Genomic DNA, 13,567 nt, shown 5'->3' on the forward strand with positions numbered 1-13,567 from the left:
GTCGTCCACCAGGACCACGCGAATCACATCCATGCCGTCAGCTCTCCTCACCTCGGCCGCCGATGACCGGGCCTTCCAGTCGACCCTGTCCGGCGGGAGACCATCAAAACACGGATCGGGGCGTCCCGGACACGCCGGCGCCCACCGGACCGCGGGGCCGGAGCAGCGCCGGACCGGCCGCCCGCTCTGCCGCGAGCCCACGCGGAGGCCATGCCTCATAAGGGTCAAAGGCTCACCGGATCACAGCGGGACGCTCCAGCGAAGTCGGGTCCCGCCCTCCTGACCTGCAGTGGTCTCGAAGGAGCCGCCCAGCGCTTCGGCTCGTTCGGCGAGGTTGCGCAGGCCGCTGCGCCTGCCGTCCGGCGGCAGGCCGACGCCGTTGTCCCGCACGATCAGCGTCAGCCGTTCATCGGCCGCTTCGACCGACACGTCGGCTTTGGTGGCCTTGGCATGGCGCACGATGTTGGACAGCGCCTCGCGCAGCACCGCGAGCAGTTGCTCGGCGATCTCCGCGGGCACCTGGTTGTCGAGGCTGCCCTCCATCCGCAGGCCCGGCATGAAGCCCAGATGCCCGCGTGCGCCCTCCACCAGGCCGACGATCTGCGCGCGCAGACCGGGCGTGGCATCATGGCCGGACGTCTGCAGGGCGAAGATGGTGGAGCGGATCTGCCGGATCGTCTCATCCAGCTCGTTGATCGCGTGCTGGAGCCTGCCGGAGGCTTCGGGCCGCTCCACCAGCCGCACGGTGCTCATCAGCGTCATCGCCACCGCGAACAACCGCTGGATGACCACGTCGTGCAGGTCCTTGGCGATGCGGTCGCGGTCTTCCAGCAGCCCCAGCCGCTCGGCGTCCTTGCGGGCCTCGGCCAGCTCCAGCGCGATCGCGGCCTGCCCGGCGAACGCCGCCAGCGTGCGCAGGTCGGCCTGGGTGAACGGGGCGCGGCCGGGCTTCTTGGCCAGTACCAGCACCCCGCGCACCGTCTGAGCGGCCCCCAGCGGTACCAGCAGCCCGGGGCCGAACCCCGACGCGCGCAGCGGCGATCGCGGATAGGGCAGATCCTGCAGGTTCCCGTAGATCGACGGCTCGCCTCGGGAGAAGACCGCTCCCGCCGCTGATCCCTCGAAGGGGAAGTCCATCTCCTGGAGCGGATCCGCCTTGGGGCCTTCGGCGATCTTTACGCGCAACGCCTGCCTGTCGTCATCGGGCAGCAGGACCTGGGCCAGGTCGGCGTCGGTCATCTGCTGCGCCTGGCGGGCGATGAGGGTGAGCACCTCGTCCGGTCCGGCTCCTGACAGCAGGCTGGTGGTGACCTCCGCCGAGGCCTGCAGCCAGGTCTCGCGGCGCCGCGTCTCCTCGTACAGGCGGGCGTTCTCGATCGCGACACCGGCGGCGGTGGCCAGTGCCACCACGATCGCCTCGTCTTCTTCGTCGAACTCCTCACCGCCGCGTTTCTCGGTGAGGTAGAGGTTGCCGAAGATCTCCTCGCGTACCCGCACCGGCACCCCCAGGAACGAGCCCATCGGCGGGTGGCCGGGCGGGAAGCCGTAGGACTCCGGATGGTCGGAGATACGCGACAGCCGCAGTGTCTGCGGCTCCTTGATCAGCAGCCCGAGCAGGCCCAGCCCGTGCGGCCAGTGCTCGATCGCCGCGATCTCCTCCTCGCTCAGGCCGACGGGAACGAACTGCATCAGCGTGCGGTCCTCGCCCACCACGCCCAACGCGCCGTAAGAGGCGTCCACCAGGGTGGTGGCGGTCTCCACGATCCGCCGCAGCACCGTCTCCAGGTCGAGATCGCTGCCGACTGAGACGACCGCCTCCAGCAGCGCGTGCACCCGGTCGCGGGTGGCCAGCACCGCGCTCAGGCGGGTCTGCAGCTCCGACAGCAACTCGTCCAGCCGCATGCCCGGGACCAGGGAGCACGACTCCTTATCCGTCATACCGGCAGTTTTGCATTAGAAACACTGCGGTGCCCACCTCCCTACCAGGGCGGGCACCGGATCCGGTCCTCGGCGCGGATCGCTACCGCGAGGTGGGCCGCGGCAGGAGCCAGAGCTCCTAGTAAAGAGGCGGGGTGACGGCGACGCCGCCGATGTCGTCGTGAGCGCAGGTCAGCCCGGGCGTGACGCCGACGATGCCCTCCACTCGGCCGATCTCCTCCAGCAGCCGGGTGATCTGGGACTTGTGCTCGACGACGCCGCCGACCGTCACCACTCCGTCCCGCACTCCGATCGACACCGTCGAGGGATCGAGCCCGGCCGCACCGCGTACGACGGCCTCGATCTCCGCGCGCACCTCCTCCGCCGGACGGGTGAAGACCCGCAGCAGGTCTCGCTGGTGCACCGTGCCGACGATTCGGCCGGTGACCGGATCGATCACCGGCAGTTGCTTGATCCGCCGCTCGTGCATCAGCCGGACCGCCTCGCGGACCGGCGTGCCCGGGGTCACGGTGACCGCCGGGCTGGTCATCAGCTCGGCGGCGGTGACGGCCACGGCCTTGCGCTGCTCCTGCCGGCGCCTCTCCCCCCTGAAGATCGTGGCGCCGTGCCGTACCCCATCGACCTCCTTGAGCAGGAGGTCGTCTTCCGACACCACGCCCACCGGACGCCGGTCGGCATCGAGCACCGCGACCGCGCCGACCGCGAAGCGCTTCATCGCCGCGAGAATCTCCGTGCAGGGAGTGTCCAGTCGCACCGCGATCGCCACCCGGCCCATCACATCCTTGACCTCGGTAGCCATGGCGCTCTCCTCTCGCTTCACGTGGCCGGGAACGGCCACGGCCTGCCGCCGATCCTCCGGGAGCGGGCTGCCGGGTGATGGAGTCCGGATGCGGACCGCCCCGGCGAAGCTCGTCCATATCCTCATCGTCCGGCGTGGGCGCCATCTCCGGGCAGGGCGGAACGTCCTGCGAGCGGGGGACCTCCTGCCCTTCCGGCCGGGCCGTCCGGCCATCGGGGGCGTGGTCCGCATCCCCGCTGTCTTCAGCCGTTCGCACCTGTGAAACGACATGGGCCGCGGCCTCGACCCTCCCGTCGACTTCGCCTGGCGCCGCGCCACCTGCCGTCTCTGCTCAGAGTCACATGGGTGCTCCTCGGTAACGAGCGGTACGGGCTCGATACGGAACAGCGCGGTCCGTACCTCGCCCGGTTCCTCTCCCAGGCCATCAGCGGCGACTCCCCGGCAGCCGTTCTGGACCACGCAGGCCAGGGGTCATCGTGGCGGGACGACCGCCAGCGGGCAGAGCGCATGGTGCAGCAGCGAATGACTGACCGAACCCAGCAGCAGACCGGTCAGGGCCCCGCGCCCGCGCGAGCCCACGACCAGCAGGCTCGCCTCGGCCGAGGCGTCCTTGAGCACGTCCACCGGGTGACCGTTGACCGCCTCCGCGGTGACCTTGACATCCGGGTAGCGTTCGCTCCAGCCGGCCAGCGCCTCGGCCAGCACCAGCTGCTCGTCACCCTCCCGCCGCTCGGCACTCTCCAGCAGGTGCGGCGCACCTTCGATGACGGGTCCGCTCCAGGCGTGCACCGCCCGCAGCTCGACCCCGCGCGCCGACGCCTCGGTGAAGGCGAAGGACAGCGCCTCCGCTCCCGCCGGTGAGCCGTCGACCCCGACCACCACCGGACCATCCGCCGTGGGCTGCTCCTGCCCAGCGGGCGCGGCGCGGACCACGGCCACCGGGCAGGCGGTGTGCCCGCACACACCCAGTGCCACCGACCCCACCAGCATGCCCAGGAAGCCGCCCAGCCCGTGACTGCCGACTACCAGCAGCTCCGCCTGCCCGGCGGCCTCGATCAAGCCCTGCCGCGGATCACCCGGCAGCAGCAGCGGCTCCACCTCCACCGGCAGACCCTCGGCGTGGGCCCGCTCCACCCCCTGGGCCAGCAGGTCGGCGGCACCGTCGCGCATCCACCGCCCCACATCGGCGTGCGGCACGTCCTCGGGCATCTCGAACGCCCAGGCCGGCATGACGTGCACGATGCGCAGCCGCGCACCGCGCAGCCCGGCCTCGCGCACCGCCCAGCCCACCGCCTCCAGACCGGCCTGCGAGCCGTCCACCCCTACCACGATCATGAGTCCTCCTGCGTATATGCGGGCCGTTCACGAGGTCGTGAACGAGGAGTCCCGATCTTCCTTCGTCACCACGTGGGCGTCGGGCCCCGGGAACACGAGGCCCTCGTGCTCGTCGTCCACCCAGCGCACCACGTAGCGTACGTCCCACCACTCTCAGCGTCCCCGGCGAGAGGTGGCCAAGGCCGGTCGGCCCATGACCGCAGGCCCATCGGCCGTAGCCTCCGGCCCGGCGGGCACGGACACTGAAGGCATGGGCAATCCGCCCGTGCACGACGACGGGACCGAGCCGGACGTGGTCACCCGCGTCCCGGTGCATCCCTGACCTGAGAAGAGGAGCGACGATGGCCCGCCAGATCGCCATGACCTACCAGCCACTGTCCACGGCAGGCCTCGAAGCCCGCATCCACGACCTGGAGATCCGCCTCGCCCACCTCACGGAGCTGGTCGAGACACTGATGCATGAGCCCGAGGCCCGCTCCTGACCGGATGGGCCCGCCTGAGCCAGGATTCAGCCGGACGGTGGAAGCGGAGGCCGGCGAGTCGCCCCATCGGTGATCGGCGCGTTTACTTCGGCGGAGCGCCGGACTCTCGGGCATGACGCCGGTGGGGGTTCCTACGCGAGCCGGTGGGCACCGGCCTGCCGTGCCGTGGCCAGTGCCGTACCCCAGTAGCGTGCCCGGTCGGTCTCCCCCTCCAGAAGCGGGCCGGGGGTACCGGAGACGTAGAAGCTCTGCGAGCCGGACAGGATCGCGAAACCCTGCTTACGCAGGCGTTTCTCGGCGCCGTGCCGGGCCGATCCTGGGACCCAGGGGTTCTTGACCCGGGTGTCGAACGCCGCGGCGGCCACGGCCGGTGCGTGGCCGCCCAGGGCGGCGAGCCATTCGCGCAGCCCCCGCCCTTTGGACACCAGGCCTGCGGGGACCTGCTGGGCGGCCGACTGCCGGGTGCCGGGGCGGCTCATGCCGAAGGCATGGGTGGGTGCGCCGACGACGAGCAGGTCCACGTCGCCGGGAACCGCCTCCGGAGCGTCACCGACCTCGATGAGGTCCACCTGCATGTGGGTGGCCAGGCCGTCGGCGACGGCCTCGGCGATCGCTTGGGTGTTGCCGAACATCGATTCGAAGACCACGAGCGCGCGCATCAGGATCATCTCCTTCTCCATTGACGCTCGGCGGGGGACGGGGATCGGGGGCGGTCCTCGTCCCCCGCCTGTCGTCTTGAGCATCTCGCTCGCCGCTGTGCGGGTGAAGGGGCCGACGACCACGGCGGTAGGGACCAAAGGCCCGGCGCGCGAGCGGGCAGGCGATCACCGGATGGGCCCCGGGCACGGAGACGTGCCGCGCTCCGGCTCTCTGCGCAGGAGACCGTACGGCGCGGTCTGGGACCGTTACGCGCGGGGCCGCTGCCGGCGGGGGCGGGCGATGCGCAGCAGGTCGCATAGGAACGGGGTGGCCAGGCCCGCGGCCAGCGCCATGGCCCAGCCGAGCGGCGGCAGCGGGGTGAGCGCGAGCAGTGCGCCGAGCGCGGGCACCAGCGTCACCAGCACCTGCAGTGCGCCGGTGGCGGCGACGGCGGTCAGCACCGCGCGCCCGCGCCACCAACCCTGCTCGAACGTCCAGCGGCGGGCGCGGGTGACGTAGGCCAAGGTGAGCCGGGCGAAGACCAGGGCCAGCACGGCCTGGGTGCGCACCTGCTCGTCGCTCCAGCCCATGCCGCGGGCGACCTCGACCGTGGTGAAGACAAGCGCGCCGATCAGCAGCGCCCGTGCCGCGATGCGGGTGACGGCCGGCCGGGACAGCAGTCCGCCGCGGCGGGGGCGCAGGGACAGCGGGTCACCGGCGGGCCGGTCGAGGCCCAGGGCGATGGCGGGGATGCCGTCCAGGACCAGGTTGATCCAGAGCAGGTGGACCGGGAGCAGCGGGACGACCAGGTCGGGCCAGAGCAGCAGGCCGGTCAGGACGAGGAATATCTCGGCGAGGTTCCCGGTGAGCAGGTAGCCGATCATCGAGGCGACGTTGTGGTGCAGCCGGCGGCCTTCGCGGATGCCGGTGACGATGGTGCCGAGCTCGCCGTTGGTGACGACGACGGCGGCGGCCTCGCGGGCGACGTCGGTGCCCTCGTCACCGGCCATGGCCACGCCGACGTCGGCGTGGCGCAGCGCGGGGGCGTCGTTGACGCCGTCGCCGGTCATGGTGACGACCTCGCCGTGCTCGCGCAGCGCGCGTACCAGGTCGAGTTTGGTGGCCGGATCGACACGGGCCAGTACCCCGGCCTCGCGCAGCAGCGCGGCGCGGTCCGCGCCGTCCGCGCCGTCCAGGCCGGTGCCGGTGACGACCGGGTCGGGTTCGATGCCGACGTCGGCGGCGACGGCGCGGGCGGTGTCGGCGTGGTCGCCGGTGACCATCACCACGCGGATGTCCGCGGCGCGGCAGTCGGCGACCGCGCTCCGGGCCGAGGGGCGGATCTCGTCGCTGAGGGCGACCAGTCCGGCCGGGGCCAGGTCCGTCGCGTCGAGGTCGGCGGTGGCGGCGGTGGCCAGGGCGAGCACCCGCAGCCCGCGGCGGGCCAGTCCGGGTACGGCGGCCGCCAGCCGGTCCACCTCCGGGCCGGGCGTGCAGCGGGCGAGGACCACCTCGGGGGCGCCCTTGACGGTCAGCAGCGGTCCGCCGCCGGTGGCGGTGATCACGGTCATGGACCGGGTCTCTGCGTCGAAGGGGCGCTCGGCCAGACGCTTCTCATCGGGCGGCAGCCGTACACCGCGGGCGATGGCGGCGGTCTGCAGGGCCACGTCCACGGCGTCTCCGAGGCCGTCGCGGGCGTCGTTGCAGCGCAGCGCCGCCCGCCACAGCTCGGCGGCGGGCCCGGCCTGGTCGGCGACGGCAGGAACGGCCACCTGGTCGGCGACGGCCAGGCGCCCGGTGGTCAGGGTGCCGGTCTTGTCGGTGGCGATGACGGTGGTCGCGCCGAGTGCCTCGATCGCCGAGAGTTTGCGCACGATGACGCCGAGCCTGGCCATGCGCTGCGAGCCCAGGGCCATGGCGGTGGTCACCGCCGCGGCCAGGCTCTCGGGCACCGCGGCGATGGCCAGGGCGACCCCGGCCAGGATGATGTCCAGCAGCGCGGCCTGGCCCTGGCTGACGCGGGTCAGGCCGATCAGCACCATCACGGTGCCCGCGGCCAGGGCCAGGCCGCCGATGCGCCGGGAGGCTTGGGCGAGCTCCCGCTCCAGCGGGCTTCTGCCGCCGCCCTCCAGCGCGGCGGCGATGCGGCCCATCTGCGTGTCGGCACCGGTGCGCTGCACCAGCGCGCTCCCCGAGCCGCGCACGATCAGGGTGCCGGAGAACAGCTCCCCTTTCCGGTCGCCGAGCGGGGTGCCGTCCTCGGCGGGCCCGGCGGCGTGTTTGTTCGCCGACAGGGACTCTCCGGTGAGCATCGCCTCGTCGGCGGCCAGGGCGCCGGCGGCCAGGACGCGGGCATCGGCGGGCACGCGGTCCCCGGCTGCGACCTCGATGACGTCTCCGGGCACGACCTCGGCGGCGGGGATGCGCTGCAGCACGCCGTCACGGTGGACCTTGGCCATCGGCGCGGTGAGCGTGCCCAGCGCGCGCACCGCCTGGTCGGCCTTGCTCTCCTGGCTGACCCCGATGACGACGTTGACTCCCAGGATGGCGACGATGGCCGCGCCCTCGGGAACCTCGCGCAGCACCACAAGAGTGACCAGACCGGCGATGAGCAGCAGGACCGACAGCGGATCGGCGAGCTGGCGGATCGCGCGGGCGATCAGGGTGGGCGGCTGGGGCTGCGGCAGCGCGTTGGGCCCGTGCTCGGCCAGCAGCCGCGCGGCGGCCTCCCGCGACAGCCCGTCGGCGGCGCGCAGGTCGGTGTCTTCCATGAGCCCAGTAGATCAACGGCGGTCACGGCGGGACCCGGATCGAAGGACACCTCCCCGAAGGACTTTCGTCCCCGGTCCTCAACGGGGAAGCGCGATCCGCCCGCGGCCTGATCGCGGCCCCTCACCCCACGGCCGTGACCGACGGCCGCGCCGTCCAGGACCTTCGGCCCTGCCTCGCCCGGTTGCGGGGGGTGCAGGCTCAGAGACCGGAGCGAAGAGAGGGAGAACCATGAACATGCGTGCCGCCGTCGTCACCGCGTTCGATCGACCCCTGGAGGTCCGGGAGATTCCCGTCCCTGAGCCGCAGGCTCACCAGGTCCTGGTCCGCATCGAGGCCAGCGGCCTGTGCCACACCGACATCCACGCCGCCCGCGGTGACTGGCCCGTCAAGCCGGCGCTGCCCTTCACCCCCGGCCATGAGGGTGTCGGCGTCATCGAGAAGGTCGGTTCGGCCGTCACCGGCCGCGCCGCCGGCGAGCGCGTGGCCATCCCGTGGCTGGGCTACGCCTGCGGCACCTGCGCGTACTGCGTCAGCGGCCGCGAGACCCTGTGCGAGTCCCAGCAGAACACCGGCTACGCCGTCGACGGCGGCCACGCCGAGTACGCCGTCGCCCACGCCGACTACGTCGTCCCCGTCCCCGACGGCATCTCCCCCGCCGAAGCCGCCCCGCTGACCTGCGCGGGCGTAACCACCTACAAGGCCGTCAAAGTGTCCGGCCTGCGCCCGGCCGAGCGCGCCGCGATCTTCGGAATCGGCGGACTGGGCCATCTCGCCCAGCAGTACGCGCAGATCTTCGGCGCCGAGACCGTCGCCGTCGACATCACCGCCGATAAGCTCCGCCTGGCCGAGGAACTGGGCGCCGCCCATACCGTCAACGCCGCCGTCGCCGACCCGGTCACCGAGATCCAGGCGTTGGGCGGGGCCGACGTGGCGATCGTGCTGGCCGCCAGCCCGCGCGTGCTGGAGCAGGCCCACGCCTGCCTGCGGCGCGGCGGCCGGCTGGTGCTGGTCTCCCTGCCCAAGGACAACGCGATGAGCCTGCCGATCTTCGAGACCGTGCTGGGCGGCATCAGCGTGATCGGCTCCATCGTCGGCACCCGCGGCGACTTGGCCGAGGTCTTCCGACTGCACGCCGCCGGGAAGACCAAGGTGATCTACGAGACCCGCAAACTCGACGAGATCAACGAGGCGTTCGGCGAGATCCTCGACAGCACCGTCCCGGCCCGGCTGGTCTTCGAGATGTGACCGTGCCCCCGCCGGGTACGGCCGGCAGCCGCGTGGCCTGCGGGTGGTAGAGCCCTTGGACCCGGGCCAGGTCGGAAGGCCTGTCCTGGTGCAGGTTCAAGAAGAAGTCCACCTGCCACGCCTGCGCGCTGCCGGCCTGGCGGTTCGTGGTGACCACCCAGGGCGGGTAGACGCGGAAGGCGCGTTTCCCACCGGAACCGTTCGCTGATACGACCCCGTGTTCGCGGAGCGCGTCCATGGGAAAGACGAACTGACCGAAGTGGTGACGGTCGCGGGTGCTGATGACGAAGAGGTCGACGGGGTCCGTGGCGTCGAAGGGCTGGATGGGGCCGGCCGGGGACCTCTTCCAGACGGTGACGAACTGACCGACCTTGGTGGGGGTCGTCTTGGCGGCGCGGAACCGGATCGAGAGGCCGTCGAGGGTGAACCCGTGGGCGGCGTAGGCGGCGCCCTCGGCTTCGGGCACCGGCTGCGAGCACGTGAACCCGCAGGGGTCGTAGATGAGCGCCTTCGCCGCGATGAGATCTCCGTGGGCCGGGGCGGTGTCCGCCCACGGTTCGAGATCGGATGAGTACTCGCGGTTCGTCGTCATTCGTCCACCCTGCCACGAGTATGGGGAGGCAGTCGGCTCGGCTCGAGGGCCGCGCTCCCGTCATGGTGATGTGAACGCTGACGGTGTGTCCGGGACCACAGCGATGGCTACGCCTGTCGTCGGACCGGCGCTCCGCTCACGCGTGGTGACAAGCGGCGGGAAGCCGTACGACCCTTCTCTGCGGTATGGGAGCGCGCCGCGGATGAGACGCGGGCCGGAGGGATCGGCTGCGTCGCGGCGAGAGATTTCTCCAGGGCCGTGTCGATCCGCGGGCCGCTCGTTCGACGTAAGGGTGCGAGAGTCGAGAGACGGCCCCGCTGAGCGAAACGAGGAGAACGCGATGTCGAAGTACCTGCTGATCATGCGGGGTACCGATGAGTCGAACGCGGCCATGATGGCCGACATCGACGAGATGATGACCGCGACCCACCGGTTCATCGAGGAGATGGTCAAGGCCGGCGTGCTCCTCGCGGCCGAAGGGCTGGACGATCCGGACCAGGGTGCCGTGGTCGACTTCAGCGGCGAGGCCCCGGTGGTCACGGACGGGCCTTACGGCGAGACCAAAGAACTGTTCGGGGGCTTCTTCCTGCTCGACGTCACCTCGAAGCAGGAGGCGATCGAGTGGGCCAAGCGGGTCCCCGCCGCCCCCGGGGCCAAGATCGAGGTCCGGCGGGTGCCCGGGAGCGACGAGGTCCCGCAGGTCGACGAGTGATCGTAGAGGACCGGGCCGGGTGCAAGAGCAACGGCCCGATCTGATGGGCGGGGCCGATGTCGAGGCCGTCTGGCGGATCGAGTCGGCGCGGATCGTCGCCGCGCTGACCCGGCTCACCGGCGACTTCGAGCTGGCCGAGGACGCGGCCCAGGAGGCGGTGGCCGAGGCCCTGGTGGCGTGGCCGCTCGCCTCTCCGGCCAATCCGGCCGGCTGGCTGATGGCCACGGCCCGGCGGCGGGCGATCGACGCGATCCGCCGCCGGACCGCCCTGCAGGACCGGTACGCCCTGCTGGCGGCTGACGCGGCGGGCGACGAAGAGATCGATCCCGACAAGATCGATGACGACGTGCTGGCGCTGATGTTCATCAGCTGCCACCCGGTGCTCTCCCCTGAGGCCCGGGTGGCGCTGACCCTGCGCGTGGTCGGCGGCCTGTCCAGCGAGGAGATCGCCCGCGCGTTCCTCGTACCCGTGCCGACCGTGCAGGCCCGCATCACCCGGGGCAAGAAGACCATCGCGGCGGCCGGGGTGCCGTTCGAGCTGCCGTCGGCCGCCGAGCGCCGGGAGCGGCTGGGCGGCGTGCTCAGCGTCATCTACGTGATCTTCACCGAGGGGTCGACGGCCACGTCGGGCGAGCGGCTGCTGCGCCCCGACGTCGCCTACGAGGCGATCCGGTTGGCCCGCACGCTGGCCGCGCTGCAACCGGCCGAGCCGGAGGTGCACGGCCTGCTCGCGTTGTGCGAGCTGACGGCCGCGCGTTTCCCGGCCCGCACCGGCCCGGACGGCTCGCCGATCCTGCTTGAGGACCAGGACCGGCGGCGGTGGGACATCTCGGCGATCCGCCGTGGGCTGGCCGCGCTGGCCAAGGCATCGACTCGCGGCCTCGCCCCCTACGGCCTGCAGGCCGCGATCGCCGCCACCCACGCGTCGGCGCCCTCGGTCGAGGCGACCGACTGGGACCGGATCGTGGTGCTCTACGAGGTACTCGGCCGGGTCGCGCCCTCACCGGTGGTCGAGCTCAACCGGGCCGTCGCCGTTGCCATGGCCTCGGGCCCGGCGCGAGCCCTGGCCATCGTGGACGAGCTGATCGCCTCCGGCCGGCTCCCCGGCTCGCATCTGGTCCCGACCGTCCGCGGTGAGCTGCTGGCCCGGCTCGGACGGCGATCGGAAGCGCGCGCCGAGCTGGAGCTGGCGGCCCGGCTCTGCGCCAACCGGCGCGAACGCTCGGTGCTGCTGCGCAAGGCGGCCACGCTGAGCTGACCTCTCCAGCTCAGCGTGGCCGCTGGCCGAATGCCTGCACCGAGGGTTGCGGAACCCCTCGAGGTAGGCGAACACCGCTCGCTCGGCTTCCGACCTGGTACGGAAGGCCCGCCGGTCGAGCGGCTCGCATTCCAGTGAGGCGAAGCGGAACTCCGGCGGATAGTTGTTCGGCACAGTGGGCTCCTTCCGGGAACCAGGGTTCCCCAGAGGTCAGGCGTCCACCGAACCGGGTCGACTCCAGTTCGCGTGCCGGGGTGGAGACCGCCGCCGATGTCCGTGGCGCATGGCCTCCCCGCTGCCGTCATCGGGTCACCGGAACCTGTGCTCAGAAGGTGATGTGCACGACGGCGCGGCGGTTGAGCTGCCGGCCGCGGGCGGTGGCGTTGGACGCGGCCGGCGTCCTCTCCCCGTGGGAGACCGCGCGGGTGTCCCAGCCGGTGCCGCGGGCCAGGAACCGGCAGGCGGCCCGAGCCCGTCTCCTGCCGAGCCGCTGGTTGTAGGAGGCGGCGCCGACGGAGTCGGTGTGCCCGACGCACAACAGGTCGTCGATCGCGGGCAGGCGGTGGCGCAGCCGGGCCAGGTAGCGCTTGCCCGCGGGGCGCAGCTTCGCCGAGTCGAAGTCGAACAGGATCTTGCCGCGGGCGGTGACCGTGTGCGGGCGGGTCAGCAGCGTGGTGGCGGTGTCGGTCAGGGCGGCGGTCTGCCCGGTCGGCCAGATGGTGGCGGCCACCCGGGCCTTGATCCCGGCGGGGCGGGCGCTGAGCCGGCGGCCGGTGGCGTTCAGCCGTACCGGGACCTGCACGCTCGCCCGGGCGGCGGCGCCGGTGAAGGTCTTGGAGCCGGTGCCGATGACCACCTGGCGGCCGTTCCTGCGGGCGGTCAGCACGATGTCGCAGCGCCGTACCGTGCCGCTGGACAGCCTGCAGCCGACCGGGACCGTGGTGCCGCGGGCGCTGGTGGTCACCTGCGGGGCCACCGCCACCGACGGCCGCGTCGCCGATGGCGCCGCGGCGGGGGGGCGACAGCTCCCAGCCCACCGACACGGTCATGCTCTGGCCCGGGTCCAGGCCCGCGTGGTTCCACTGCACGCCGATGCCGTTGTCGACCGCGCTCGCGGTGACGGTGTCGGGCAGGTCGGTGAAGTCGTCGTCGGACCAGCTCGCCGTCGCGGTGGCGGCGGGGCCCTCGTAGTAGTGCGCCCACCGGGTCCGCTCCACCAGCGTGAGCCGGGTGCCGTCGCGGCCGATCCCGGACAGCCGCCGCGACCCCGCCGAGCCGCTCAGCGCGCCACGGCCGGTCGTGCTGCCGTCGACGGCCAGGTCGGCGGCGACCACGACCCGCAGCGGGCCGAAGAGGGGCTGCTGAATGATGCCGTGGGCGCGCACCGCCAGGACGTCGATCTTCCAGGTGGTGCGGTAGTCGGTGCGGCCCCGCACGTGCTCGACGGTCTGGGTGACCACGTACGGGCTGTCTTCGATGCGCCATTTGCTGGTCACCCGCCACGGGTCGGCCGCGGTGCCGGTTCCGCTCAGCGCGGGCGCCTGGGTCTGCTCGAGTCCACCGTTGGCGCTGGATTCCGGAGTGCTGGACGAGCCCCAGTGGAAGGCCACCCGGGCCAGGCCGTCGCCGAAGTCCCCGCAGCAGAACACGCCGCGTTCGTCACCGGCCCGGGCCAGGGCGATGGCGCCGGGGGCGCCGGCGCCGCGCACACCGATCTTCAGCTTCGAGCCGTTGACGACCACCCCGTCGGGCAGGGCGGCGGCCGATGCCGCCTGCGCCGTCGCGGGCGGCGTCA

The 13,567-nt window shown here is 72.5% G+C and carries 15 protein-coding genes; 7 read left to right on the forward strand and 8 right to left on the reverse strand.

Annotation, left to right across the window (positions count from 1 at the left end):
• Positions 1 to 240: 240 nt before the first annotated feature.
• The 4 genes from ACWJ6R_RS17035 to ACWJ6R_RS17050 form a co-directional block, all read right to left on the reverse strand.
• Complete coding sequence (locus ACWJ6R_RS17035; protein WP_449063161.1) at positions 241 to 1,938, reverse strand: sensor histidine kinase; 1,698 nt, start codon at positions 1,936 to 1,938, stop codon at positions 241 to 243.
• Positions 1,939 to 2,056: 118 nt separating this feature from the next.
• Positions 2,057 to 2,737: a CBS domain-containing protein gene (locus ACWJ6R_RS17040; protein ID WP_449063162.1), complete on the reverse strand. Its 681-nt coding sequence runs from the start codon at positions 2,735 to 2,737 to the stop codon at positions 2,057 to 2,059.
• 471 nt (positions 2,738 to 3,208) lie between these two features.
• The gene (locus ACWJ6R_RS17045) at positions 3,209 to 4,072 is read right to left on the reverse strand and encodes a universal stress protein (RefSeq protein ID WP_449063163.1); all 864 of its coding nucleotides are present in this window, start codon (positions 4,070 to 4,072) and stop codon (positions 3,209 to 3,211) included.
• 27 nt (positions 4,073 to 4,099) lie between these two features.
• Positions 4,100 to 4,204, reverse strand: a complete 105-nt coding sequence (locus tag ACWJ6R_RS17050; protein WP_449063164.1) for a DUF1918 domain-containing protein — start codon at positions 4,202 to 4,204, stop codon at positions 4,100 to 4,102.
• Positions 4,205 to 4,413: 209 nt separating this feature from the next.
• On the opposite strand from ACWJ6R_RS17050, the gene ACWJ6R_RS17055 reads away from it, so the two are divergent.
• Positions 4,414 to 4,554 carry a hypothetical protein gene (locus tag ACWJ6R_RS17055; RefSeq protein WP_449063165.1) on the forward strand — a complete coding sequence of 47 codons (141 nt, stop codon included), beginning with the start codon at positions 4,414 to 4,416 and terminating at the stop codon, positions 4,552 to 4,554.
• A gap of 131 nt (positions 4,555 to 4,685) precedes the next feature.
• Here the strand turns inward: ACWJ6R_RS17055 and ACWJ6R_RS17060 are convergent, their stop codons facing one another.
• Complete coding sequence (locus ACWJ6R_RS17060; RefSeq protein ID WP_449063166.1) at positions 4,686 to 5,222, reverse strand: flavodoxin family protein; 537 nt, start codon at positions 5,220 to 5,222, stop codon at positions 4,686 to 4,688.
• 237 nt (positions 5,223 to 5,459) lie between these two features.
• A complete protein-coding gene (locus ACWJ6R_RS17065) occupies positions 5,460 to 7,964 on the reverse strand; it encodes a cation-translocating P-type ATPase (protein WP_449063167.1) in 2,505 nt (834 codons plus the stop codon).
• Between the two features lie 229 nt (positions 7,965 to 8,193).
• Here ACWJ6R_RS17065 and ACWJ6R_RS17070 point away from each other — a divergent pair, with 229 nt between their 5' ends.
• Positions 8,194 to 9,210, forward strand: a complete 1,017-nt coding sequence (locus tag ACWJ6R_RS17070) for a zinc-dependent alcohol dehydrogenase (RefSeq protein ID WP_449063168.1) — start codon at positions 8,194 to 8,196, stop codon at positions 9,208 to 9,210.
• Here the strand turns inward: ACWJ6R_RS17070 and ACWJ6R_RS17075 are convergent.
• Entirely contained in the window at positions 9,146 to 9,802 is a 657-nt protein-coding gene (locus ACWJ6R_RS17075) for a MepB family protein (protein WP_449063169.1), read from the reverse strand. The two genes, ACWJ6R_RS17070 and ACWJ6R_RS17075, sit on opposite strands and share 65 nt — an antisense overlap.
• A 340-nt stretch (positions 9,803 to 10,142) precedes the next feature.
• Between ACWJ6R_RS17075 and ACWJ6R_RS17080 the strand changes: the two genes are divergently transcribed.
• Together ACWJ6R_RS17080 and ACWJ6R_RS17085 are read left to right on the forward strand one after the other, a co-directional pair.
• Positions 10,143 to 10,514: a YciI family protein gene (locus ACWJ6R_RS17080; protein WP_449063170.1), complete on the forward strand. Its 372-nt coding sequence runs from the start codon at positions 10,143 to 10,145 to the stop codon at positions 10,512 to 10,514.
• 43 nt (positions 10,515 to 10,557) lie between these two features.
• Positions 10,558 to 11,772, forward strand: a complete 1,215-nt coding sequence (locus ACWJ6R_RS17085; protein ID WP_449063175.1) for an RNA polymerase sigma factor — start codon at positions 10,558 to 10,560, stop codon at positions 11,770 to 11,772.
• Between the two features lie 325 nt (positions 11,773 to 12,097).
• Here ACWJ6R_RS17085 and ACWJ6R_RS17090 read toward each other — a convergent pair whose 3' ends face one another.
• The gene (locus tag ACWJ6R_RS17090) at positions 12,098 to 12,754 is read right to left on the reverse strand and encodes an OmpA family protein (protein WP_449063171.1); all 657 of its coding nucleotides are present in this window, start codon (positions 12,752 to 12,754) and stop codon (positions 12,098 to 12,100) included.
• Between the two features lie 65 nt (positions 12,755 to 12,819).
• Between ACWJ6R_RS17090 and ACWJ6R_RS17095 the strand changes: the two genes are divergently transcribed.
• The 3 genes from ACWJ6R_RS17095 to ACWJ6R_RS17105 form a co-directional block, all read left to right on the forward strand.
• The gene (locus tag ACWJ6R_RS17095; RefSeq protein ID WP_449063172.1) at positions 12,820 to 12,963 is read left to right on the forward strand and encodes a hypothetical protein; all 144 of its coding nucleotides are present in this window, start codon (positions 12,820 to 12,822) and stop codon (positions 12,961 to 12,963) included.
• A gap of 39 nt (positions 12,964 to 13,002) precedes the next feature.
• Complete coding sequence (locus ACWJ6R_RS17100) at positions 13,003 to 13,137, forward strand: hypothetical protein (protein WP_449063173.1); 135 nt, start codon at positions 13,003 to 13,005, stop codon at positions 13,135 to 13,137.
• Between the two features lie 111 nt (positions 13,138 to 13,248).
• Positions 13,249 to 13,567, forward strand: a 319-nt coding sequence (locus ACWJ6R_RS17105; protein ID WP_449063174.1) for a hypothetical protein, incomplete at its 3' end; no start/stop codon positions are given.

Source organism: Planomonospora algeriensis, assembly GCF_977012225.1.